The following is a 21,584-nucleotide window of genomic DNA, read 5'->3' on the forward strand; positions in this document are numbered from 1 at the left end:
ACTGCATACACGATGGCAATGGCGAATTTCACTGAGTCTCCTGGCGGCGCACCTTCATGCGGATGCGCATCGGTCCGGTCGGTCCTGCCATGCACAGGCGCACGACGGACATGATTTTTCCTGTGTTGACGACACCTTGCGACAGCCTGCGGCGCAGGGTCAATCGATGAATATTTTATGTTCCGTACTTTGAAATTTTCAATCGTGTTTTGAACTGCGAACATTCCATGCTGCGCCGCCGCAGCCCCGCCCCATCCACCGGTCGCGAGGCGATACGCCTGAAGCAGGCTTGTTTTCGCAGGGTCGGCGGGGCGCAGGATATTTTCTTGCGCAGCGCACGATGCCGGCGCGCAACAGCGCCAGGCGTCACGACGCGGTTTGAAAGGGAAAATGACATTCCGTTGTACGGAACAGCGTGAAAGGCCTGCTTGACACCCCTTTCGCGCTTCCAGACTATACGCACATCGCAGCACCGGAAGCGTCCTTCATCACACCGTCGCCTCCGGCAGAACACAGCAGAACCAAGCAAGAGAGACACGCCGGCGATTGCCCCGGCGGCGCATGAGCGGCACCAGCGACACGAGCAACGCAGGCGGCAACCCAAAAACGGCAGCAAGCCGGCAGCCGCATCAACAGCCAACCGAAACGACCACGCGAAGACACCCCGCAGGGCGGAGCTTTGCCCGTCGTTTCCGAAACAGGGAAGAAGAAAGCCATGAGCAATGAACGCATGCTGGAAGGCAAGGTAGTCGTCGTCACCGGATCGGGCGGCGGCATCGGGCGCGAGATCGCCTTGGCGATGGCGCGCCAGGGCGCGGCGGTGGTCGTCAACGACATCGGCGCCTCGCTCTCCGGCGAAGGCGGCAGCGCCGGCCCGGCGCAGCAGGTGGCCGACGAGATCCGCGCCCTGGGCGGCAAGGCGGCGCCCAATACCGACAGCGTCTCGGACGCGGCCGGCGCCGAACGCATCATCGAGACCGCGGTGCAGACCTTCGGCCGCATCGACGCCGTGGTCAACAACGCCGGCATCCTGCGCGACGCCCTGTTCCACAAGATGAGCGCCGACGAATGGGACGCCGTGCTGAAGGTGCACCTGTACGGCGCCTACAACATGAGCCGCGCCGCCGCGGTGCATTTCCGCGAACAGAATTCGGGCGCGCTGGTGCACATGACTTCCACCTCCGGCCTGATCGGCAACCTGGGTCAGGCCAACTACTCGGCCGCCAAGCTGGGCATGACGGCGCTGTCGAAGTCGATCGCGCTGGACATGCAGAAATTCAACGTGCGCTCCAACTGCATTGCGCCATTCGCCTGGAGCCGCATGATCTCCTCCATCCCGGTGAAGAACGAGGAGCAGGCCGCGCGCGTGGAAAAGATCAAGCAGATGACGCCCGACAAGATCGCCCCGCTGGCGGTCTACCTCGCCAGCGATGCCGCGGCCGACGTCAACGCCCAGGTCTTCACGGTGCGTAACAACGAGATCTTCCTGATGAGCCAGCCGCGTCCGCTGCGCTCCATCCACCGCGACCAGGGCTGGACGCCGCAGACCGTGGCCGAACACGCGATGCCGGCGCTGAAGGCCAGCTTCGTGCCGCTGGACCGCTCGGCCGACGTGTTCCAGTGGGATCCGGTGTAAGCGGAGCGCACCCATGGCCATCGATTACCACAAGCTCAAGAACTGGCACTTCCCGCCGCTGCAGCACAGCTACAGCGAGAAGGACAGCATGCTGTACGCGCTGGGCATCGGCGTGGGCGCCAGCGCCGCCGCGCCCGACGGCGAAGGCGCGCTGCGCTTCGTCTATGAACGGGACCTGCAGGCCATGCCCAGCATGGCGGTGATCCTGTCCCATCCGGGCTTGTGGATGGGAGCGCCGGAAGCCGGCATCGACCTGCTGAAGGTGGTGCACGGCGAACAGCGCCTGCGCCTGCACCGGCCGTTGCCGGCGGCCGGCACCGTGACCGGCGTGTCGCGCGTGAAGGCGGTGATCGACAAGGGCCGCGACAAGGGCGCGCTGCTGATCGTGGAGCGCGAACTGCGCGACGCCGCCGGCGAGCTGCTGGCCACCGTGGAGCAGACCAGCTTCTGTCGCGGCGACGGCGGCTTCACCGAAGCCGGCCAGCCCGGCGACGAGACGCCGCCGGCCATGCCCGCGGTGCCGCAGCGCGCGCCCGACCTGGTCTGCGAACTGCCCACGCGCGCCGAAAGCGCGCTGGTGTATCGCCTCTCGGCCGACCGCAACCCGCTGCACGCCGATCCCGAGACGGCGCGCCGCGCCGGCTTCCCCTCACCCATCCTGCACGGCCTGGCCACCTACGGCGTGGCCTGCCATGCGCTGGTGCGCAGCTGCTGCGGCTACGACGCCGCCCGCCTGCGCGCGCTCGCCACCCGCTTCTCGGCGCCGGTGTATCCGGGCGAGACCATCAGGACCGAAATCTGGCGCGACGGAACCCGGCTTCAGTTCCAGGCGCGCGCAGTCGAACGCAACCAGGTCGTGCTGTCCAACGGCACGGCGGAAATATCGCCGGCATGAGCCGCACATCGAACGCCAACACGGAGAACACCATGAACAGCAAGACCGCCGACATCAGATCCGACATCGCCTTCAGCACCCCCGACCGCATCGTGGTGCGCGGCAAGAGCCTGCCCGACGAGATCCTGGGCAAGATGAACCTGGGCGACTTCGCCTACCTGCAACTGACCGGCAAGACCGCCACGCCGCAGCAATCGCACATGTTCAACGCGGTGCTGATCACGCTGGTCGAGCACGGCATCACCCCCAGCGCCATCGCCGCGCGCATGACCTACGCCGGCGCGCCGGAGTCGTTGCAGGCGGCGGTGGCCGCCGGCCTGTGCGGCCTGGGCACGGTGTTCGTCGGCACCACCGAGGGTGCGGCCAAGATGTTGTACGAAGCCTTCGAGGGCGCGGGTGAAAACCCTGACCTGCAGGCGCTGGCGGTGAAGACCGTGGCCGCCTTCCGCGAGCGCAAGCAGATCATCCCCGGCCTGGGCCATCCGGTGCACAAGCCGATCGACCCGCGCACCCCGCGCCTGTTTGCCATCGCCGAGGAAAACGGCATGGCCGGCAAGCACGTGCAGCTGATCCAGCTGATCCAGAAGGAAGCCGAGCGGGCCTCCGGCAAGGTGCTGCCGATCAACGCCACCGGCGCGCTGGGGGCGATCTGCTGCGAGTTCGGTTTCCCCTGGAAGATCGTGCGCGGCTTCGGCGTGATGGCGCGCGCCATCGGCCTGGTCGGCCATATCCTGGAGGAGTCGGAGTCGCCCATCGCCCACAAGCTGTGGCACGAGATCGAAGACCGCGCCAGCGCCCACCTGCGCGGCTGAGGGACTGACCCGCAATGAACGAGACCATCCAGCCCCCGGTGTTGTGCGAGTTCGCCGGCGGCGTCGCCACCGTCACGCTGAACCGGCCGGACCGGCTCAACAGCTTCAACGACGCCATGCACGACGCCATCGCGGCCTTCCTTGACCGCATCGAGCATGACCCGGCGCTGCGCGTGCTGGTGTTTACCGGCGCCGGCCGCGCCTTCTGCGCCGGCCAGGACCAGGGCGACCGTCAGCCGCTGCCCGAGGGCCAGAAGCGCGACATGGGCGCGGCGCTGGAGCGTTACTACAAGCCGCTGGTGCTGCGCCTGCGGGCCTTGCCAGCGCCGGTGGTGTGCGCCATGAACGGCCTGGCCGTGGGCGTGGGCGCGACGCTGGTGCTGGCCTGCGACATCGTGATCGCCAGGGAGTCGGCCTACTTCGTGCAGGGCTTCACCAAACTCGGGCTGATGCCCGACGGCGGCGCCTCGCAGTTCCTGCCGCAGCGCATCGGCACGGCGCGCGCGCTGGCGCTGTGCATGCTCAACGACAAGCTGCCGGCGCGGCAGGCCGCCGACTGGGGCCTGATCTGGCGCTGCGTGCCGGATGACGAGTTCGAGGCCGCCAGCAGCGCGCTGGTCGCGCAACTGGCAGGCTCGGCCACGCGCGCGCTGGCGATGACCAAGCAGGCCATCTACGCCGCGGCCGGCAACACCCTGGGCCAGCAGCTGGACCTGGAGACGGCCTCGCAACGCGCGCTGGGCTACACCGACGATTACCAGGAAGGCGCCGCCGCCTTCCGCGAGAAACGCAGCGCCGATTTCAAGGGACGCTGAAGCAAGGGAAGCAAGCAAAGCAGGAAGGGATCGCCGGCCCATGCCGGCCATGAAGAAAAAATGGCCGCCGCCGCAACGGTGGCCGACCACAAAAGGAGATGATCATGATCAAGTTGAGCAAGGCTTTGAAGCTGGGCAGGATGGGCATAGTGGCCTGCGCCCTGGCCGCGTCGGGCGTGGCCTATGCGGCCGACGTCACCATCGGCGCGCTGTTCCCGATGAGCGGACCGAACGCCTCCTACGGCGACATCTTCGGCTCCGGCGCCAACCTGGCGGCCGAACACATCAACGCCGACAACCTGCTGGGCGGCAAGCTCTCGATCCAGTACGAAGACAGCCAGGCCCTGCCGCAGGCCGGCGTGATCGGCATGAACAAGCTGGTCAACGTGCAGAAGGTGCCGTATGTGCTGTCGGCCTTCACCGGCGTGTCCAAGGCGATCTCCACCATCGCCACCCGCACCAAGACGGTGGCGGTCAACGGCGGCGGCGTCGGTCCCGACCTGGCGGAGCTGGGCCAGTATTTCTGGAACATCATCCCGCTGGCCAACTATGAAGTGCGCGCCATCATTCCCTACCTGGTCAACGAGCGCAAGATGAAGAACTTCGTGCTGGTCTACGTCGACGATCCGCTCGGCCAGGCCATCAAGAAGGAACTCGAAGGCGCCCTGCCGCCGGCCGGCGGCAAGCTGGTCGAAGCCTTGTCGGTGCCGGCCACGGCCCAGCAGTTCGGCGGCATCGCCGCGCGCGTGCGCGCGGCCAACCCGGACGTGATCTACGTCGCCTCCTACGGCTCGCAGCAGTCGCAGATCGTCAAGCAGTTCCGCGACAACGGCATCAAGCAGCCCTTCGCCAGCTACACCGCGTTCTCGATTCCCGAGATCAACGCCCAGCCTGAAGCGGCCGGCTCGATGTACACCTCGCAGAACATCGACTGGAACTCGCAAGATGCGGTGACCAAGCGCTTCGTCGACGACTACAAGAAGAAGTACAACAAGATGCCCACCGCCTACATCGCCAACTACTACAACGCGGTGCGCATGTTCGGCCTGCTGGCGCAGCAGCTGATCAAGAAGGGCCAGCCTGTCACCGGCGAGAACCTGCTGAAGCAGCGCGTGGAAACCAAGACCTTCGACCTGGTCGGCGGCAAGGTGACCTTCGCCGAAAACGGCACCGTGACCATGCCGATGCAGATCAACGAGATCGACGGCAAGGGCGGCAAGGTGCTCAGCACCTCGGCCAAGTAAGAAAATCTGATTGGAACCGTCGCCGGCAGCGCCCGGCCGGCGGCGCCAGGCAAGGACAGACACCATGTTGCTGCTACAGCTACTGATCAACGGAGTGCAGGTGGGCGCGCTGTATGCGCTGATCGCGGTCGGCTTTTCGCTGATCTTCGGTTCCACCCGCATCTTCCACTTCGCGCACGGCTCGGCCTTCACCATCGCCGCCTACGTGTTCTACGACCTGCTGGCCATCGCCCAGCTGCACTGGAGCATCTCGGTGCTGGGCGCGACGGCGGCGGCGGTGCTGTTCGGCCTGGCGCTGAACCGCTTCGTCTACATCCCCATCCAGAAGCACGAGGGCTCCTTCTTCACCGTCTTCGTGGCCTCTTTCGGCGTGGGCATCGTGGTGCAGAACCTGTGCGGCATGCTGTTCGGCCGCAGCTTCGTGGCGGTCAACACGCCGCTCTCGCGCAGCATCGAGCTCATGCCCGGCCTGTATGTCTCGCCGCTGGCGGGCATCGCCATCGTCATCGCGGTGCTGTTCTTCTTCGCGCTGCAGATGTTCCTGATGCGCACCCACACCGGCATGGCCATGCGCGCCCTGTCCGAAAACCCCGAGCTGGTGCGCGCCTACGGCCTGTCGCCGCGCCGCCTGTCGATGACGGTGTTCGCGCTGGGCTCCTTCCTGGTGGTGCCGGCGGCGCTGCTGTCGGCCGCCGGCTCCGGCCTGAACCCGGCCATCGGCCATCATGTGATGCTGATCAGCCTGGCCGCCACCATTGTGGGCGGCGTCGGCAGCCTGCGCGGCGCGGCCTGTGCCGGCCTGCTGCTGGGCCTGGCCGAGAACCTGGCGCTGGCCTATTTCGAGCCGCAATGGAGCGAAGCGATCACCTTCATCGTGCTGTTCCTGTTCATCCTGTTCCGCCCGTCCGGCTTCTTCGGCCGCGCGGTCGCCCACTGAGGGTTGCCCGACCATGCTCGCCTATCTACTCAACCTCGCCACGCTGATGTGCATCAACGCCGTGCTGGCGATCACGCTGAACTTCATCATGGGCTATGCCGGGATCTTCTCGATCGCGCATGCCATCTTCTTCGGCGTCGGCGCCTACAGCGCCGCCTGGTTCGCCATGCATGCCAGCGCCAACATCTTCCTGGTGATCCCGGTGGCGATGGTGGTGGCCGGTGCGCTGTCGCTGGTGCTGGCGCTGCCGGCGCTGCGCGTGCGCGGCGAATACTTCGTGGCAGCCTCGCTGGGCCTGCAGGTGCTGGGCGTGACGGTGTTTTCCGAATGGAAGTCGGTCACCGGCGGCCTGGGCGGCATGATCGGCATCCCGCCGGCCGACCTGTTCGGCTACACGGTGGCCGACCCGGTGCAGTTCCTGCTGCTGGCGCTGTGCTGCCTGATCCCGGTGCTGCTGCTGACCAGCGTGCTGCTGCGCTCGTCCTTCGGCCGCAACCTCAAGGCCATCCGCGACAGCGAGACGGCGGCCTACGCCTTCGGCAAGAACGTGGCGCTGATCAAGACCATGTCGGTGGTGATCTCGGCCATGCTGGCGGCGGTGGCCGGCGCGCTGTACGCCTTCTACATGGGCTTCATCAACGTCGAAAGCTTCATGCTCGACACCTCGGTTCTGCTGATGGCCATGGTCATCATCGGCGGCACCGGCACACTGCTCGGCCCCATCGTCGGCACCGTGCTGCTGATGCTGCTGCCGGGCGTGTTCAGCTACATGAGCTTCCTGCCGCAGACCGAGATCGGCTCGATCCAGCAGATCGCCTACGGGCTGGCGATGGTGCTGCTGATGATCTTCCGTCCGGGCGGCATCGTCGGCTCCGGCAAACCCCGCGCCGCCAAGGAGAAAGCCGCATGAACGCCATCATCGAACGCGACAGCGCCCTGCAGCAGGCGCAACCGGACGCCGGCGGCGAAGTGCTGCTGTCGATCCGCCACCTGAACATGAGCTTCGGCGGCCTGAAGGTGACCAACGACGTCTCGCTGGACCTGCGCGCCGGCATCGTCACCACCCTGGTCGGCCCCAACGGCGCCGGCAAGACCACCCTGTTCAACCAGATCACCGGTCACCTGGTGCCCAACAGCGGCGAGATCCTGTGGCGCGGCAAGTCGATCCTGGGCAAGAAGCACTTCCAGATCAGCCGCCTGGGCATCGCCCGCACCTTCCAGGACCTGCGCCTGTTCAACCACATGACGGTGGAAGAGAACGTGCTGACCGTGATGGAACCGGCCTCCTGGATCTGGCAGCCGGGCGGACGCGCGGCGCGCAACGAGCGGCGCGAGAAGGTGCAGGCCATCCTGCAACGCACCGGCCTGGCGGCCAAGGCGCAGACGCGCGCCATCGACCTGGCCTACGCCGAGCGCAAGTTCCTGAGCATGGCGCGCATCATGGCCGCCGACGCCAGGATCTGGCTGCTGGACGAGCCGGCCTCGGGCCTGGACCGCAGCTCCTACGAGCTGTTCCTCGACCTGCTGCGCACCGAGGTCAAGAAGGGCGTGACGGTGTGCATCATCGAGCACAACCTGGACATCGTGGTCGGCATCTCCGACCGCATCGCCTTCCTGGACCAGGGCAAGCTGCTGGCCGACGGGCTGCCCGACGTGGTGTTGAAGGACCCGCATCTCGCGGCCATCTATTTCGGAGACCAGAACGCATGACAGCCCAACCCAACCACGAACCCCAGCCGCTGGTGCTGGAAACGCGCGGCCTGGTGGTCGGCTACGGCGGCCGGCCGGTGCTGCGCGACTTCGACTTCAAGCTGCGCCCGGCCGAGGTGCTGTGCCTGATCGGCCACAACGGCGCCGGCAAGTCGACGCTGCTGAAGACGCTGTTCGGCCTGGTGCAGCGCCAGGACGGCCAGATCATGCTGGACGGCCGCGCGCTGGAGACGGTCGAACCGCGCCGCCTGACCGCCGCCGGCGTCTCGCTGGTGCCGGAGGGGCGCGGCATCTTTCCCGGCCTGACCGTGGCCGAGACCATGAAGATGGGCCTGTGGTCGGCCGGCGTGCCCGCCGCCGAGCGCGCCGACCGGCTGGATTGGGTGATGTCGGTGCTGCCGGCGCTCAAGCAGTTCTACGAGCGCCGCGCCGGCAACCTCTCCGGCGGCCAGCAGCAGATGGTGTCGATCGGCCGCGCGCTGCTGTCGCGCCCGCGCTGCCTGCTGATGGACGAGCCCTCGATCGGACTCGCGCCGAAACTGTTCCAGGATTTGCTGCAGCCGATCCGCCAGTTGCAGAAGGACACGGGCATGGCCATCCTGCTGGTGGAACAGAACGTGAAGGAAGCCCTGAAGATCTCGGACCGCGTGGTGGTGATGAAGTCCGGCGCCATCATCCGCGAGGCCCTGCCCGAGGAATTGAACGACAACGCCAAACTGATGGAGCTGTACTGATATGCCAGCCACTGCCAATACCGAACTTCTCCAGACCATGCCGGCGCTGCTGGCGCGCAACGTCGCCGAGCGCGGCGACGCCGTCGCCTTCATCGACGGCGAGCGCGAGATCAGCTATCGCGAATTCGAACGCATGGCCACCCGCACCGCCGCCTGGCTGCACAAGGAAGGCGTGCGTCCCGGCGACCGCGTGGCGGTCTGGCTGGTCAACCGCATGGAATGGCTGGCGATGTACTTCGGCCTGGCCAAGCTGGGCGCGGCCATGATGACGGTCAACACGCGCTACCGCTCGCACGAGCTGGCCTACATCCTGGAGCGTTCGGAAGCCTCGATGCTGGTGCTGCAGCTGAACTTCCGCAAGATCGACTTCCCCGCCGTGCTGCGCGACGTGCCGGCCGAGGCCGCGCGCGCGCTGAAGAAGGTGGTGGTGGTCGACGCCGCCGGCGCGGCCATGCCGCCGGAGGTGCTGGGCAAGCCGACCGTGGCTTTCGACCTGGCCGGGCTGCCGGATGCGGCGGTGGAGGACGTCTCGGCGCCCGAGGCCCACAGCATCCTCTTCACGACCTCCGGCACCACCTCCGGTCCCAAGCTGGTGCTGCACCCGCAACGCACCGTCACTACCCACAGCCAGCGCGTGGCGCCGGCCTACGGCTTTACAGAAGAAGGCACGCGCCTGCTGGCGGCGCTGCCGTTCGCCGGCGTGTTCGGCTTCAACGCGGCGATGGCGGCGTTTGCGGTGGGCAAGCCCATCGTGGTGATGGACACCTTCGACGGCCCCGGCGCGGCGCAGCTGATCAACAAGCATCGCGTCACGCACGTGTTCGGCAGTGACGAGATGTTTCGCCGCATCATCGAGAACGGCCGCGGCGACCTGCCCTTCCCGAGCGCGCGCGTGTTCGGTTTTGCCTGCTTCCATCCCGGCATCGTCGAGTACACGCAGGCGGCCTGGGCGCGTGGCATTCCGATGATCGGCCTGTATGGTTCATCGGAGGTGCAGGCGCTGTTCTCGCTGCAACAACGCGCGCTGCCGCTGGAAGAACGCATCAAGGGCGGCGGCATGCCGGCCAGCCACGGCATCGGCGCCGAGGTGCGCATCCGCGACGTCGACAGCGGCGAGCTGGTGAGCGTGGGCCAGAGCGGCGCGGTGGAAATCCGCGCCGACACCAATTTCATCGGCTACCTGAACAACCCCGAGGCGACCGCCCGCGCGATCGATGCCGAGGGCTTCTTCCGCACCGGCGACGTCGGCTACCTGCGCGAGGACGGCAGCTTCGTCTACGTCACGCGCCAGGGCGACGCCATGCGCCTGGGCGGCTACCTGGTCAGCCCGGTGGAGATCGAGGACGTGATCAAGACCGTGCCTGGCGTGGCCGACGTGCAGGTGGTGTCGGTCGACATCGCCAACCAGGCGCGGCCGGTGGCCTTCGTCATCGCTGAAGCGGGCAGCCGGCCGGCCGAACAGGACATGGTGCGCGCCGCCTCGGCCGCGCTGGCCGCGTTCAAGGTGCCGGCGCATATCTGGCTGGTGGAGGAGTTCCCGACCACCCAGAGTTCCAACGGCACCAAGATCCAGCGCGTGAAGCTGCGCGACATGGCGCTGCAACGCCTGGCGCAGGCGGCATGACTTTTTGGAGCGAAGAATGAGTTCGTACTACCTGGAAGACTTCAAGCCCGGCCAGCTGTTCACCAGCAGCGGGCGCACCATCACCGAGGCCGATCTGACGATGTTCTCGATGATCTCCGGCGACTGGAACCCGATCCACGCCGACGCCGAGTTCGCGCGCGGCACCCGCTACGGCCAGCGCCTGGTGCACGGCACGCTGGGCATCGCGATCTGCACCGGCATGCTGCACCAGATCGGCATCTTCGAGAAATCGGTGATCGCCATGCTGGGCCTGCGCGAATGGAATTTCAAGAAACCCATCCTGGTCGGCGACACCGTGCACCTGCAGCTGGAGATCCTCTCGGTCGAGCCCGGCAAGAGCGGCCGCAGCGGCAAGCTGGGGCGACGCTTCCGCCTGTTCAACCAGCACGGGGAAGTCACCCAGGAAGGCGACAGCGACGTGCTGGTGCTGACGCACGAAGGCGCGCGCCAGCAGGAGGCCGAACAGGCAAAGGGCGGCGCCGCATGAGCGCGCTGGTGTTGCGGGAGGACCGCGACGGCCTGTGCACGCTGACGCTGAACCGGCCCGACAAGATGAACGCGCTGACGGTGCAGATGTTCCTGGAGCTGCACGACCACGTGGCCGCGCTGGAGCAACAGACCGAGAGCATCGGCGCGGTGCTGCTGCGCGGCGCCGGACGCTGCTTCTCGGCCGGCAACGATCTGCACGACATCGCCGCCGGCCGGCCGCTGCCAATGCCGCACCTGCAGGCCCGCACCATCGACCGCCTGGCGCGCTTGCCGCAGCCGGTCATCACCGCGGTGCATGCGCATTGCTACACCGGCGCGCTGGAGCTGGCGCTGGCCGGCGACATCATCGTGGCCTCCGCCTCGGCCAAGTTCGCCGATACCCATGCCAAATGGGCGCTGACCCCGCTGTGGGGCATGAGCCAGCGGCTGCCGCGCCGCGTGGGACAGGCCCGCGCCAGGGAAATCATGCTGCTGGGCCGCACCTATTCCGGCGTGCAGGCGGCCGGGATGGGCCTGGCCAACTTCTGCTATCCCGATACGGAGTTCGACGCCCAGGTGCAAGCATTGGCGCGCGAACTGCTGGCCGGCTCCTGGTTCTCGCATCGCGCCAACAAGCGCCTGCTGCTGGAGACCGACGGCCTGCCGCTGGACGCCGGCCTGGCGCATGAGGTGTTCCGCAATGCCGGCAAGGGGCCGGACATGCAGGAGCGCATCGCCGCCTTCGGCAAGAAATGAACAGACCCGCCACGCCACACGCTCACATCATGAACGACCTGCTGCTGCCTTCGCCCTCCGCCCTGCCCGGCCGCCTGCGCCTGCCGGTGATCGGCTCGCCGATGTTCCTGGTGTCCAACCCGGCGCTGGTGATCGCCCAGTGCCGCGCCGGCGTGGTCGGCTCGTTCCCGGCGCTCAATGCGCGCCCGCAGGAAGAGCTGGAGAGCTGGCTGGACCAGATCGGCAGCGCGCTGGCCGAACACAAGCGCCTGAACCCGGGCGCGCCGGTGGCGCCCTACGCCGTCAACCTGATCGTGCACCAGTCCAATCACCGGCTGCAGGACGACCTCGCCACCTGCGTGCGCCACCGCGTGCCCATCGTCATCACCTCGCTGCATGCGCCCGACCAGGTGGTGGAAAAGGTGCACGCCTATGGCGGCATCGTGCTGCACGACGTGACCACGCTGCGCCACGCGAAGAAGGCCATCGGCGCCGGCGTGGACGGGCTGGTGCTGGTGTGCGCCGGCGCCGGCGGCCACGCGGGCGCCCTGAGCCCGTTCGCCCTGGCCTCCGAGGTGCGCGCCATCTTCGACGGCCTGCTGGTGCTGGCCGGCGCCATCAGCCACGGCCAGGGCATCCTGGCGGCGCAGGCGCTGGGTTGCGACCTGGTCTATATGGGAACGCGCTTCATCGCCTCGGAAGAATCCTCGGCGGCCCCGCTGCACAAGCAGATGATCGTCGAGGGCAGCGCCGAGGACATCTTGTATACGCCTCACTTCTCGGGCGTGCCGGGCAACTACCTCAAACCCAGCATCCGCAACGCCGGCCTCGATCCGGACAAGCTGCAGCAGGAAGACAAGCCGGGCGTCGACTTCGGCAAACCCAAACGCTGGAAAGACATCTGGGGCAGCGGCCAGGGCATCGGCACCATCACGCAGGTCCTGCCGGCGGCGCAGATCGTCGAGCAGCTGGCCGGCGAATACCGGCTGGCGTCGCAGCGGCTGGGCATCCCCGGCTGAGCCGGCCATCGCCGCCCGCAGCCGGCGCGGCTAGCACTTTTCACGCCGCGGGAAATGCCGGATCGGCACAAGTCGCGCGGTACCCACAATACCTTGCGGCTATAGAAGCACTGCACAAAGACGGTGCGCACCATCGCTTTCAGGCGCGCACCAGAACGTGCCGGATCTGCGCCCTCTTCCCGCCTGAAATTTGTTGCATTGCAACTTTCCCGGTAACAATCTTTGTGCGTCCGCACATGATGCAATCCCCTGAAAACCCTTGCCACACAAGGCTGTCGCCGCCAATATTCGTTTCGCAGTTTTGTATGCCAATCTTGTATATCAGTGTGGCACGCAACTTGCTGATGAGTGGTCATGGGCACAAATCCTTCCGTCAAATCTTCTTCGCAAATCGCGATCCGCATCACCGAGGCGATCCTGGCCAAGCAATTGGCGCCGGGAACCCGACTCGGCGAGCAGCAATTGGCCGACCTGTTCGGCGTCTCGCGCACCCTGGTGCGCGAGGCGCTGACGCGGCTGATGGCGCGCGGCATCGTGACGGTCAGCGCCCGGCGCGGCTGGTTCGTGATCGAACCGACGCCCGAGGAAGCGCGCGAGGCCTTCGAGGCGCGCCGCGTGATCGAGCTCGGCCTGCTGCGCCAGGCCCGCATGCGCCCCATCCCCGATGAGGCCGTGCGCCAGCTGCGCGAGCACATCGTGCGCGAAGAAGCCGCCATCGCCGGCGCCGACATCGGTGCGCGCAGCTACCTGCTGGGCGACTTCCATGTCTGCCTGTGCGAATGCCTGGGCAATTCGCTGCTCTCGGAGACGCTGCGCGACCTGACGGCGCGCACGACGCTGACGGCGATGCTGCACCAGTCGTCGGAGCAGGCGGAGGATTCGTGTTCGGAACATGTGCAGATCGTCGAGGCGCTGGAACGCGGCGATCTGGAACAAGCGGAGCAACTGATGCAGCACCATCTGCAGCATGTTGAATCCGGCCTGAACCAGGTGCGCAGCAGCGATCCGCTGGAACCGCTGCGGCAGGCGCTTGCACCGGTGTCGCGCGACGCCACCGTGAAGACGGCGGCCGTCACCGACCTCATGTCTCACCGCAGTAACCAAACCAAAAGGCCTTAAGAGCCGCTCATCAATCGTCGTCACAAGGGAAAATGCTATGAAACTGTCCAAACTCCTGCTCGGCCTGATGGCTGGCGCCCTGATGTTCTCCGCCACGGCCGCGCGCGCCGACACGCTGGACGATATCCAGAAGAACGGCACGCTGCGCGTGGCCGTGCCGGCCGACTTCCCGCCGTTCGGCTCGGTCGACGCCGACTTGAAGCCGCTGGGCTTCGATATCGACGTGGCCAACCTGATCGCCAAGAAGCTGGGCGTGAAGGTCGACCTGATCCCGGTCACCAGCGCCAACCGCATTCCCTACCTGACCACCAAGAAGGTGGACCTGGTGATCTCCAGCATGGGCAAGAATCCGGAACGTGAAAAGGTGATCGACTTCTCCAGCGCCTACGCGCCCTTCTTCAACGGCGTGTTCGGCCCGGCCGACCTGTCCGTCAAGAGCGCCGCCGACCTGGCCGGCAAGACCATCGCGGTCACCCGCGGCTCGGTGGAAGACCTGGAGCTGACCAAGATCCTCCCGGCCAACGCCACCGTGAAGCGCTACGAAGACAACAACAGCACCATCAGCTCCTTCCTCTCGGGCCAGGTGCAGCTGGTGGCCACCGGCAACGTGGTGGCCGCGGCCATCATCGCCAAGAACCCGCCCAAGAAGCCGGAAACCAAGTTCCTGATCAAGGATTCGCCGTGCTTCATCGGCCTGAACAAGGGTGAGAAGAAGCTGCAGGACAAGGTCGACGCCATCCTGGCCGACGCCAAGAAGGATGGCAGCCTGAACGCCATCTCGCAGAAGTGGCTGGGCCTGCCGCTGCCGGCTGGCCTGTAATTTGCAGGACTGATTCAAGCAGGGAAGTAACGCATCGCCGGCGCGATTCCGCCTGGCGCCGGCGATGCGGGCAGTAGCAGCAACAGCAGGCAGGCGGACAACCGGGGCCCCGGTTTCATCGGGTGCACCAAGCAATACGAGGCGGGCAAACACGACATGGCCTATCAATTCGATTTCCTATCAACCTTCGAGTACGGCGACGTCATCGTCAAGGGCATCCAGACGACGATCGAGCTGATCGCCATCGGCGGCGTGCTCGGCGTGGCGGTCGGCATCTTCGGCGCCTGGGCGCGCACGCAGGGGCCGAAGTGGCTCAAGCCCATCGTCAGCGGCTATATCGAGGTCATCCGCAATACGCCCTTCCTGGTGCAGCTGTTCTTCATCTTCTTCGGCCTGCCTTCGCTGGATATCCACATCAGCGAAATCCAGGCCGCCATCCTGGCGATGGTGATCAACCTGGGCGCCTACAGCACCGAGATCATCCGCGCCGGCGTGCAGGCCGTGCCGCGCGGGCAGATCGAGGCGGCGGCGTCGCTGTCGATGTCGCGCATGCAGATCTTCCGCCACATCATCCTGCGCCCGGCGCTGCAGAAGATCTGGCCGGCGCTGTCTTCGCAGGTGGTCATCGTGATGCTGGGTTCGGCGGTGTGCTCGCAGATCGCGGTGGAAGAACTCTCGTTCGCCGCCAACTTCATCCAGGGCCGCAACTTCCGCGCCTTCGAGGCCTACATCGTGGCCACGCTGATCTACCTGGTGCTGTCGATCCTGCTGCGCCAGGTGCTGCGCCTGATCGGCCAATACTTCATCACCGCGCGGAGGAACGCATGATTTCATTCACCACCTGGGACATCGTCCGCAACCTGATGCTGGCCTGGCGCTGGACCATCGTCCTGACGCTGGTCACCTTCGTGCTCGGCGGCACGCTGGGCCTGATCATCCTGTTCATGCGCACCTCGCGCCAGACCTGGCTGCGCCAGATCGCCCGCCTGTACATCGAACTGTTCCAGGGCACGCCGCTGCTGATGCAGCTGTTCCTGGTGTTCTTCGGCATCGCGCTGTTCGGCATCGAGGTGCCGGCGTGGCTGGCCGCGGGCCTGGCGCTGATGTGCTGGAGCGCCTCCTACCTCGCCGAAATCTGGCGCGGCTGCGTGGAAGCGATCCCCAAGGGCCAATGGGAAGCGTCGTCGGTGCTGGCCATGAGCTACTTCCAGCAGATGCGCCACATCGTGCTGCCGCAGGCCCTGCGCATCGCCATCGCGCCCACCGTGGGCTTCGGCGTGCAGATCATCAAGTCCACCGCGGTGACGTCGATCATCGGTTTCATCGAGCTCTCCAAGGCCGGTACCGTGATCACCAACGCCACCTTCCGCCCCTTCACGGTGTTCGCCATCGTGGGCGTCTTTTACTTCGTGCTTTGCTGGCCGCTGTCCAAGTACAGCCAGTCTTTAGAAAGGAAATACAATGCCGCTCATCGCCATTGATAACGTCAAGAAACGCTTCGGCGACAACGAAGTCCTCAAGGGCATCAGCCTGGACATCGAGCCCGGCGAAGTCATTGCCATCATCGGCAAGAGCGGCTCGGGCAAGTCGACCCTCCTGCGCTGCATCAACGGCCTGGAGACCATCGACGAAGGCAACATCAGCGTGGCCGGCGCCAAGCTGGGCCAGACCGAACTGGAGCTGCGCAACCTGCGCCTGAAGGTCGGCATGATCTTCCAGCAGTTCAACCTGTTCCCGCACCTTTCCGTGGGCCGCAACGTGATGATCGCGCCGATGATCGTCAAGGGCACCTCGGAAGCCGAGGCCGAAGCCATCGCCAAGGCTAACCTGGAGAAGGTCGGCCTGGGCCACAAGTTCGACGCCTATCCCGACCAGCTCTCCGGCGGCCAGCAGCAGCGCGTGGCGATTGCACGCGCGCTGTCGATGCAGCCGCAGGCGCTGCTGTGCGACGAGATCACTTCGGCACTGGACCCGGAACTGGTCAACGAAGTGCTGGCCGTGGTGCGCGGCCTGGCCAAGGAAGGCATGACGCTGGTGATGGTGACCCACGAGATGCGCTTCGCGCGCGAGGTCTGCAACCGCCTGGTGTTCATGCACCAGGGCAAGGTGCACGAGATCGGCCCGCCGGAAGAAGTCTTCACCAACCCGAAGACGCCGGAGCTGCAGCAGTTCATCGGCATGACCCAGGGCGCCTGAGCGCCAGCGTGCCTGCATGCCTGCGGGTGCGGGCATGAAAAAAGCCGGAGGCGCAGCGCCTCCGGCTTTTCTTTTTGGGCGGGACCGTGCGGGTCTCAGCGATCCAGCTGGCACACCTTGCGGTCGTTCTCGTAGAACACCACCGGCCCGGTGGTATAGCGCTCCTTGGGAATGGCCAGCATCAGGTAGTCCTTGACGCGGTAGGAGGCGCCGGAGGCCGGCTCGCGGTAGAGGTAGTTGATCTTGAGCGTGCCGTTGCGGTAGGTGACCGCCAGCGGCGTGAACACATGCGGCCGCTCGGCGGCGTCGGGGGCCTGCATGGTGCGGGCCACGAGCAGGTATTGCTTCATGTCGAAATGCGCCTGGCTGGGGCCGGTCGGGCGCTGGTCGCCCATCACCGGGGCCGGCTGCATCCATGCATCCCATTCCGCGCGGCTGCGGATCAGCGTGCAGAACACCGGCTGCTTGCGGTCGTCCCAGTTCTTCAGGAAACCCTGGTAGGAGCCGCTCATGATGGTCTTGTACGGCACCACCGTCGGGTCTTCCTTGTCTGTCCACGGCATCCAGGAACAGCCGGCCACCCCCGCCAGCACCGTTCCGCACAACACCAGCTGCATCGAATCCCTGATCGTCTTGCGCATGCATCTCCCCTGTGAAGTTTGCATTTAAACATGCCTTTACATTCGGGGGCGGGATTTCATCCAATCTTTACACCCCCGATTGCGCGGAACGCCCCGTCCGCGGCTGCTGCTCAGAGTGCCGCCGGCGCATAAGGTTCAGCCGCCGCCCCCGGGGACTTGGGCCGGGTATGCGATTTGCGTGATAATGCGGGGGCCGGGAGGCGGCTATGCTTGGGCTGCGCGCCCCGCCGCGCGGCACCTGCGGCCTGTCCCTCCCCTGTTCTCGCCATTTTTTTGAAGGTAGTCAGCCATGAACTCAGCAGTCATTTCTCCCTCCGCATCGGGCCAGGCGCTCGACGGTTTCATCGCCGGCATGCCCAAAACCGAACTGCACCTGCATATCGAAGGCACGCTGGAGCCCGAACTGATGTTCGCGCTGGCCCAGCGCAACCAGGTCGCGCTGCCCTACGCCTCGGTCGAAGACCTGCGCGCGGCCTATAACTTCAGCGACCTGCAGTCCTTCCTCGACCTTTACTACGCCGGCGCCAACGTGCTGCGCACCGAGCAGGACTTCTACGACATGACCGCGGCCTACATCGCGCGCGCCCAGGCCGACAACGTGCGCCATGCCGAGATCTTCTTCGACCCGCAGACCCACACCGAGCGCGGCATCCCGATCGCCACCGTGTTCGCCGGCATCGCCGGCGCGCTGCGCGACGCGCGCCGCCGCGACGGTTTCGGCAGCGCCATGATCATGTCCTTCCTGCGCCATCTGTCGGAAGAAGACGCCTTCGCCACGCTGGAAGCCGCCCTGCCGCTGCGCGACCAGTATGAAGACCTGTGGCTCGGCATCGGCCTGGACTCCTCCGAGCGCGGCAACCCGCCGGAGAAATTCGAGCGCGTCTACGCCCGCTGCCGCGAACTGGGCTTCCGCTTGGTGGCCCACGCCGGCGAGGAAGGGCCAGCGGCCTACGTGATCGGCGCGCTGGACGTGCTGCACGTCGAGCGCATCGACCACGGCGTGCGCAGCGAGGAAGACCCGGCCCTGATGCAGCGCCTGGCGCAACAGCGCACCCCGCTTACCGTGTGCCCGCTGTCGAACCTGAAGCTATGCGTGGTCAAGGACATGGCCGAGCACAACATCGCGCGCCTGCTCGACGCCGGCCTGGCCGTCACCGTCAACTCGGACGACCCGGCCTACTTCGGCGGCTACATGACGGCCAACTACCACGCCATCGCCCGCTCGCTCGACCTGTCGCGCGCGCAGGTGCTGCAGCTGGCGCGCAACGGCATCGAGGCCTGTTTCCTGTCGGAGGAGGACAAGTCCATCCTGATGCAGGAGCTGGAGCAGTACGCCGCGGCGCACTGAGCCGCCCCCGTCCCGCAAAAGCCCGGCCGCGCGCCGGGCTTTTTTGTTGCCGCGGCAGGTCAAGCACGCTTCTTGCATCATGGAAGCCGGACGTGATTGGCAACCGTATGCCACGGCAATCCGCGGGGCAAAGCTGTCACATCCGTCATCAGCATTGCCATGAATCGACAACTGGATTGACGACAATCGGCGGCGGCATCATGCGCTGCGCAAACCGTCCCTGGCAACCGGGACGGCCGAGGAAAATGACGAGGCCGGGCGCGCCAATGCAAGGCCGGCGCTTCGCAATGCAGCATCGAAAGGGCCGCAGGACCCGCCCCGAAGAAAGGCACACGCCGTTCTTTTTGGTGCAGAATAGCCCCGTTTTGTTGCAAATCCTTTTCCTGATTGTCGACGATTTATCGCTTATCGTTGTCGATCGGCAATGGCATCCGCAGACGGGATTTTCATCGAGAGCATGAGCATCATGAACAAAGCCAGCAAAACCGGCCGCGCACCGGCCGCTCCCCAGGGCCGCGCCGCGGCAGCGCGCGAGCGCGAATCCTCGGTCGCCGTGGAAGAACGCATGTACCAGGACATCTATGACGCCATCATGGAACACCGCCTGCCGCCGCGCACCAAGCTGACCGAGCAGACGCTCTGCCAGATCTACGACACCGCCCGCCACACCGTGCGCAAGGTGCTCTCGCGCCTGGCCTCGGAAGGCATGGTCGACCTCGAGGCCAACCGCGGCGCCTTCATCGCCAGCCCCTCCCACGCCGAAGTGCGCGACATGTTCGAGCTGCGCAACATCCTCGAACACGCGGTGCTGGAGAAGGTCGGCCGCGAAGCCGGCACGCGCCAGATCGCCGGCCTGCGCCGCATGGTGGAGGAAGAGCGCGAGTCCTATCTCACCGGCGACCGGCCGCGCTGGATCCGCCTGTCCGCCCAGTTCCACCTGGCGCTGGCCGAGCTGACCGGCAACGCGCTGCTGGTGGAGACGCTGCGCAAGCTGGTCTCGCGCACCACGCTGATGATCGCCAAGACCGAAGCGCCGGGCCACAACGCCTGCTCCTTCGACGAACACGAAACCGTGCTGGAAGCCCTGGAAAGCGGCGACGTCGAAGCCGCCCAGGAGCATATGGCACACCACTTGCATTTGTGCGAGGACCGGGTACGGCCGGATGCGGACGATCAGTTCGACCTGCGCGCCGTGCTTGGCAAGGGAATATAGAGCGTCACCAGACACCAGACCACCCGCGCGGCGCAGGCCACGCGACTGATCGAATGCCGCAGAGCATGCAGGAAGGATCCGCTGAGCTATCCGGCGCTGGCGCCGGATGGGCTCGTTTCATCCATCATCCCCTCTGGACGGAGACCGGCAATGACCATCGACTCATCCTCTGCAACAAGCGCTTATCTCTCCGGCGCCGACGACGCGCGCCTCACCAATGAAGACCTCGCCCCGCTCAAGCAGCAGACCTGGGGCTCCTACAATATCTTCGCCTTCTGGATGTCCGACGTACACAGCGTGGGCGGCTACGTGTTCGCCGGCAGCCTGTTCGCGCTGGGCCTGACCAGCTGGCAGGTGCTGATCTCGCTGCTGGTCGGCATCACCATCGTCTACCTGCTGTGCAACCTGGTGGCGCGCCCGAGCCAAGCGCACGGCGTGCCTTATCCGGTGATGAGCCGCCTGTCGTTCGGCGTGCTCGGCGCCAACGTGCCGGCCATGATCCGCGGCCTGATCGCGGTGGCCTGGTACGGCATCCAGACCTACCTGGCCTCGGCCGCCTTCGTGGTGGTGGTGCTGAAGTTCTATCCCGAGCTCAAACCCTGGGCCGACGTCCACGTGCACTCCTTCGCCGGTCTCTCGGCGCTGGGCTGGGGCGGCTTCCTGCTGCTGTGGGTGGCGCAGGCGCTGGTGTTCTGGAACGGCATGGAGACCATCAAGAAGTTCATCGACTTCGCCGGCCCCGCGGTCTACGTGGTGATGTTCGTGCTGGCGGGCTGGATGATCTGGAAGGCCGGCTGGCAGAACATCGGCCTGAACCTGGGCGAGATCAAGTACAGCGGCTGGGCGGCGGTGTCGGTGATGATCACGGCGATCTCGCTGGTGGTGTCCTACTTCTCCGGACCGATGCTCAACTTCGGCGACTTCTCGCGCTACTGCCACACCTTCTCCGACGTGAAGCGCGGCAACTTCTGGGGCCTGCCGGTCAACTTCCTGGCCTTCTCGCTGGTGACGGTGGTGACCACCTCGGCCACCATCGCGGTGTTCGGCGAGCTGATCACCGACCCGGTGGAGACCGTGGCCCGCATCGACAACACCACCGCCGCCGTGATCGGCGCGCTGACCTTCCTGATGGCCACCATCGGCATCAACATCGTGGCCAACTTCGTCTCGGCCGCGTTCGACTTTTCCAACCTTTCGCCCAGCCGCATCAGCTGGCGCGCCGGCGGCATGATCGCGGCCACCGCCTCGATCTTCATCACGCCGTGGAACCTGTTCGGCAATCCCGAGGTGATCCACTACACGCTGGACGTGCTGGGCGGCTTCATCGGCCCGTTGTACGGCATCCTGCTGGCCGACTACTACCTGATCAAGAAGCGCCAGGTGACGGTCGACGACCTGTATTCGATGAACCCCAGGGGGCGCTACTGGTACAGCAACGGCGTCAACCGCGACGCGGTCAAGGCGCTGGTGCTGGCCGCCGCCGTCTGCGTGGCCTGCGTGATGCTGCCGCAGCTGCGCGCCGCGGCTGACTTCTCGTGGTTCATCGGCGCGGCGCTGGGCGCGGTGTTCTACCTGTTCTTCGCGAAGAAGGGATAAG

22 protein-coding genes are annotated in these 21,584 nt (G+C 66.2%); 21 read left to right on the plus strand and 1 reads right to left on the minus strand.

The features are described 5' to 3' along the window. The first annotated feature begins 730 nt into the window (after positions 1-730). From CEJ42_RS17710 to CEJ42_RS17795, 18 genes are all read left to right on the plus strand, one after another. Positions 731-1,636, plus strand: a complete 906-nt coding sequence (locus tag CEJ42_RS17710; protein ID WP_079219306.1) for an SDR family NAD(P)-dependent oxidoreductase — start codon at positions 731-733, stop codon at positions 1,634-1,636. 13 nt (positions 1,637-1,649) lie between these two features. Next, positions 1,650-2,531 carry a MaoC/PaaZ C-terminal domain-containing protein gene (locus tag CEJ42_RS17715; protein ID WP_088751995.1) on the plus strand — a complete coding sequence of 294 codons (882 nt, stop codon included), beginning with the start codon at positions 1,650-1,652 and terminating at the stop codon, positions 2,529-2,531. A gap of 32 nt (positions 2,532-2,563) precedes the next feature. Then, complete coding sequence (locus CEJ42_RS17720; protein ID WP_079219305.1) at positions 2,564-3,343, plus strand: citryl-CoA lyase; 780 nt, start codon at positions 2,564-2,566, stop codon at positions 3,341-3,343. Positions 3,344-3,357: 14 nt separating this feature from the next. Then, the gene (locus CEJ42_RS17725) at positions 3,358-4,158 is read left to right on the plus strand and encodes an enoyl-CoA hydratase-related protein (protein WP_079218006.1); all 801 of its coding nucleotides are present in this window, start codon (positions 3,358-3,360) and stop codon (positions 4,156-4,158) included. Between the two features lie 104 nt (positions 4,159-4,262). Further along, entirely contained in the window at positions 4,263-5,402 is a 1,140-nt protein-coding gene (locus CEJ42_RS17730) for an ABC transporter substrate-binding protein (protein WP_088752029.1), read from the plus strand. A 64-nt stretch (positions 5,403-5,466) separates the two neighbouring features. Next, the gene (locus CEJ42_RS17735) at positions 5,467-6,339 is read left to right on the plus strand and encodes a branched-chain amino acid ABC transporter permease (RefSeq protein WP_088751996.1); all 873 of its coding nucleotides are present in this window, start codon (positions 5,467-5,469) and stop codon (positions 6,337-6,339) included. Positions 6,340-6,352: 13 nt separating this feature from the next. Beyond that, positions 6,353-7,249 (plus strand): branched-chain amino acid ABC transporter permease, encoded by an 897-nt coding sequence (locus CEJ42_RS17740; RefSeq protein WP_079218004.1) that lies wholly within the window; start codon positions 6,353-6,355, stop codon positions 7,247-7,249. Next, entirely contained in the window at positions 7,246-8,049 is an 804-nt protein-coding gene (locus tag CEJ42_RS17745; RefSeq protein ID WP_088751997.1) for an ABC transporter ATP-binding protein, read from the plus strand. The genes CEJ42_RS17740 and CEJ42_RS17745 overlap by 4 nt, the downstream gene beginning before the upstream one ends. Continuing rightward, positions 8,046-8,783: an ABC transporter ATP-binding protein gene (locus tag CEJ42_RS17750; protein ID WP_079218002.1), complete on the plus strand. Its 738-nt coding sequence runs from the start codon at positions 8,046-8,048 to the stop codon at positions 8,781-8,783. The genes CEJ42_RS17745 and CEJ42_RS17750 overlap by 4 nt, the downstream gene beginning before the upstream one ends. 1 nt (position 8,784) lies before the next feature. Next, complete coding sequence (locus CEJ42_RS17755; protein ID WP_079218001.1) at positions 8,785-10,407, plus strand: AMP-binding protein; 1,623 nt, start codon at positions 8,785-8,787, stop codon at positions 10,405-10,407. A gap of 16 nt (positions 10,408-10,423) precedes the next feature. Next, on the plus strand, positions 10,424-10,915 hold the full coding sequence (locus tag CEJ42_RS17760; protein ID WP_079218000.1) for a MaoC/PaaZ C-terminal domain-containing protein: 492 nt from the start codon (positions 10,424-10,426) through the stop codon (positions 10,913-10,915). Further along, complete coding sequence (locus CEJ42_RS17765) at positions 10,912-11,652, plus strand: enoyl-CoA hydratase/isomerase family protein (protein ID WP_088751998.1); 741 nt, start codon at positions 10,912-10,914, stop codon at positions 11,650-11,652. The genes CEJ42_RS17760 and CEJ42_RS17765 overlap by 4 nt, the downstream gene beginning before the upstream one ends. A gap of 29 nt (positions 11,653-11,681) precedes the next feature. Then, positions 11,682-12,650 (plus strand): NAD(P)H-dependent flavin oxidoreductase, encoded by a 969-nt coding sequence (locus CEJ42_RS17770; protein ID WP_079217998.1) that lies wholly within the window; start codon positions 11,682-11,684, stop codon positions 12,648-12,650. A 354-nt stretch (positions 12,651-13,004) separates the two neighbouring features. Beyond that, a complete protein-coding gene (locus CEJ42_RS17775) occupies positions 13,005-13,769 on the plus strand; it encodes a GntR family transcriptional regulator (RefSeq protein WP_079217997.1) in 765 nt (254 codons plus the stop codon). A gap of 37 nt (positions 13,770-13,806) precedes the next feature. Continuing rightward, positions 13,807-14,589, plus strand: coding sequence for a transporter substrate-binding domain-containing protein (locus CEJ42_RS17780; protein WP_079217996.1), 783 nt, complete (start codon positions 13,807-13,809; stop codon positions 14,587-14,589). A gap of 156 nt (positions 14,590-14,745) precedes the next feature. Further along, the gene (locus tag CEJ42_RS17785; protein ID WP_079217995.1) at positions 14,746-15,417 is read left to right on the plus strand and encodes an amino acid ABC transporter permease; all 672 of its coding nucleotides are present in this window, start codon (positions 14,746-14,748) and stop codon (positions 15,415-15,417) included. Next, a complete protein-coding gene (locus CEJ42_RS17790; RefSeq protein WP_088751999.1) occupies positions 15,414-16,070 on the plus strand; it encodes an amino acid ABC transporter permease in 657 nt (218 codons plus the stop codon). The genes CEJ42_RS17785 and CEJ42_RS17790 overlap by 4 nt, the downstream gene beginning before the upstream one ends. Further along, complete coding sequence (locus CEJ42_RS17795; protein WP_079217993.1) at positions 16,051-16,785, plus strand: amino acid ABC transporter ATP-binding protein; 735 nt, start codon at positions 16,051-16,053, stop codon at positions 16,783-16,785. Before CEJ42_RS17790 ends, CEJ42_RS17795 begins: the two co-directional genes overlap by 20 nt. Before the next feature lie 95 nt (positions 16,786-16,880). Here CEJ42_RS17795 and CEJ42_RS17800 read toward each other — a convergent pair whose 3' ends face one another. Then, positions 16,881-17,426 (minus strand): hypothetical protein, encoded by a 546-nt coding sequence (locus CEJ42_RS17800; RefSeq protein WP_079217992.1) that lies wholly within the window; start codon positions 17,424-17,426, stop codon positions 16,881-16,883. Between the two features lie 289 nt (positions 17,427-17,715). Here CEJ42_RS17800 and CEJ42_RS17805 point away from each other — a divergent pair, with 289 nt between their 5' ends. From CEJ42_RS17805 to CEJ42_RS17815, 3 genes are all read left to right on the plus strand, one after another. Beyond that, on the plus strand, positions 17,716-18,774 hold the full coding sequence (locus tag CEJ42_RS17805; protein ID WP_079217991.1) for an adenosine deaminase: 1,059 nt from the start codon (positions 17,716-17,718) through the stop codon (positions 18,772-18,774). A gap of 466 nt (positions 18,775-19,240) precedes the next feature. Next, entirely contained in the window at positions 19,241-19,987 is a 747-nt protein-coding gene (locus tag CEJ42_RS17810) for a GntR family transcriptional regulator (protein ID WP_079219303.1), read from the plus strand. 150 nt (positions 19,988-20,137) lie between these two features. Continuing rightward, positions 20,138-21,583 carry an NCS1 family nucleobase:cation symporter-1 gene (locus CEJ42_RS17815; protein WP_079217990.1) on the plus strand — a complete coding sequence of 482 codons (1,446 nt, stop codon included), beginning with the start codon at positions 20,138-20,140 and terminating at the stop codon, positions 21,581-21,583. The last annotated feature ends 1 nt before the right edge of the window (position 21,584 follow it).

This window comes from Herbaspirillum robiniae, assembly GCF_002213415.1.
GTDB classification, from domain to species: Bacteria; Pseudomonadota; Gammaproteobacteria; order Burkholderiales; family Burkholderiaceae_D; genus Herbaspirillum; species Herbaspirillum robiniae.

Excerpts from the sequence above, each read along its gene's own strand:
- CEJ42_RS17715 (WP_088751995.1), top strand. The coding sequence starts at position 1,650 with ATGGCCATCGATTACCACAAGCTCAAGAACTGGCACTTCCCGCCGCTG.
- CEJ42_RS17730 (WP_088752029.1), top strand. The coding sequence starts at position 4,263 with ATGATCAAGTTGAGCAAGGCTTTGAAGCTGGGCAGGATGGGCATAGTG.
- CEJ42_RS17750 (WP_079218002.1), top strand. The coding sequence starts at position 8,046 with ATGACAGCCCAACCCAACCACGAACCCCAGCCGCTGGTGCTGGAAACG.
- CEJ42_RS17765 (WP_088751998.1), top strand. The coding sequence starts at position 10,912 with ATGAGCGCGCTGGTGTTGCGGGAGGACCGCGACGGCCTGTGCACGCTG.
- CEJ42_RS17815 (WP_079217990.1), top strand. The coding sequence starts at position 20,138 with ATGACCATCGACTCATCCTCTGCAACAAGCGCTTATCTCTCCGGCGCC.
- CEJ42_RS17745 (WP_088751997.1), top strand. The coding sequence starts at position 7,246 with ATGAACGCCATCATCGAACGCGACAGCGCCCTGCAGCAGGCGCAACCG.
- CEJ42_RS17725 (WP_079218006.1), top strand. The coding sequence starts at position 3,358 with ATGAACGAGACCATCCAGCCCCCGGTGTTGTGCGAGTTCGCCGGCGGC.
- CEJ42_RS17735 (WP_088751996.1), top strand. The coding sequence starts at position 5,467 with ATGTTGCTGCTACAGCTACTGATCAACGGAGTGCAGGTGGGCGCGCTG.
- CEJ42_RS17795 (WP_079217993.1), top strand. The coding sequence starts at position 16,051 with ATGCCGCTCATCGCCATTGATAACGTCAAGAAACGCTTCGGCGACAAC.
- CEJ42_RS17785 (WP_079217995.1), top strand. The coding sequence starts at position 14,746 with ATGGCCTATCAATTCGATTTCCTATCAACCTTCGAGTACGGCGACGTC.
- CEJ42_RS17770 (WP_079217998.1), top strand. The coding sequence starts at position 11,682 with ATGAACGACCTGCTGCTGCCTTCGCCCTCCGCCCTGCCCGGCCGCCTG.
- CEJ42_RS17780 (WP_079217996.1), top strand. The coding sequence starts at position 13,807 with ATGAAACTGTCCAAACTCCTGCTCGGCCTGATGGCTGGCGCCCTGATG.
- CEJ42_RS17720 (WP_079219305.1), top strand. The coding sequence starts at position 2,564 with ATGAACAGCAAGACCGCCGACATCAGATCCGACATCGCCTTCAGCACC.
- CEJ42_RS17710 (WP_079219306.1), top strand. The coding sequence starts at position 731 with ATGCTGGAAGGCAAGGTAGTCGTCGTCACCGGATCGGGCGGCGGCATC.
- CEJ42_RS17760 (WP_079218000.1), top strand. The coding sequence starts at position 10,424 with ATGAGTTCGTACTACCTGGAAGACTTCAAGCCCGGCCAGCTGTTCACC.
- CEJ42_RS17810 (WP_079219303.1), top strand. The coding sequence starts at position 19,241 with ATGAACAAAGCCAGCAAAACCGGCCGCGCACCGGCCGCTCCCCAGGGC.
- CEJ42_RS17805 (WP_079217991.1), top strand. The coding sequence starts at position 17,716 with ATGAACTCAGCAGTCATTTCTCCCTCCGCATCGGGCCAGGCGCTCGAC.
- CEJ42_RS17790 (WP_088751999.1), top strand. The coding sequence starts at position 15,414 with ATGATTTCATTCACCACCTGGGACATCGTCCGCAACCTGATGCTGGCC.
- CEJ42_RS17800 (WP_079217992.1), bottom strand. The coding sequence starts at position 17,426 with ATGCGCAAGACGATCAGGGATTCGATGCAGCTGGTGTTGTGCGGAACG.
- CEJ42_RS17775 (WP_079217997.1), top strand. The coding sequence starts at position 13,005 with ATGGGCACAAATCCTTCCGTCAAATCTTCTTCGCAAATCGCGATCCGC.
- CEJ42_RS17740 (WP_079218004.1), top strand. The coding sequence starts at position 6,353 with ATGCTCGCCTATCTACTCAACCTCGCCACGCTGATGTGCATCAACGCC.
- CEJ42_RS17755 (WP_079218001.1), top strand. The coding sequence starts at position 8,785 with ATGCCAGCCACTGCCAATACCGAACTTCTCCAGACCATGCCGGCGCTG.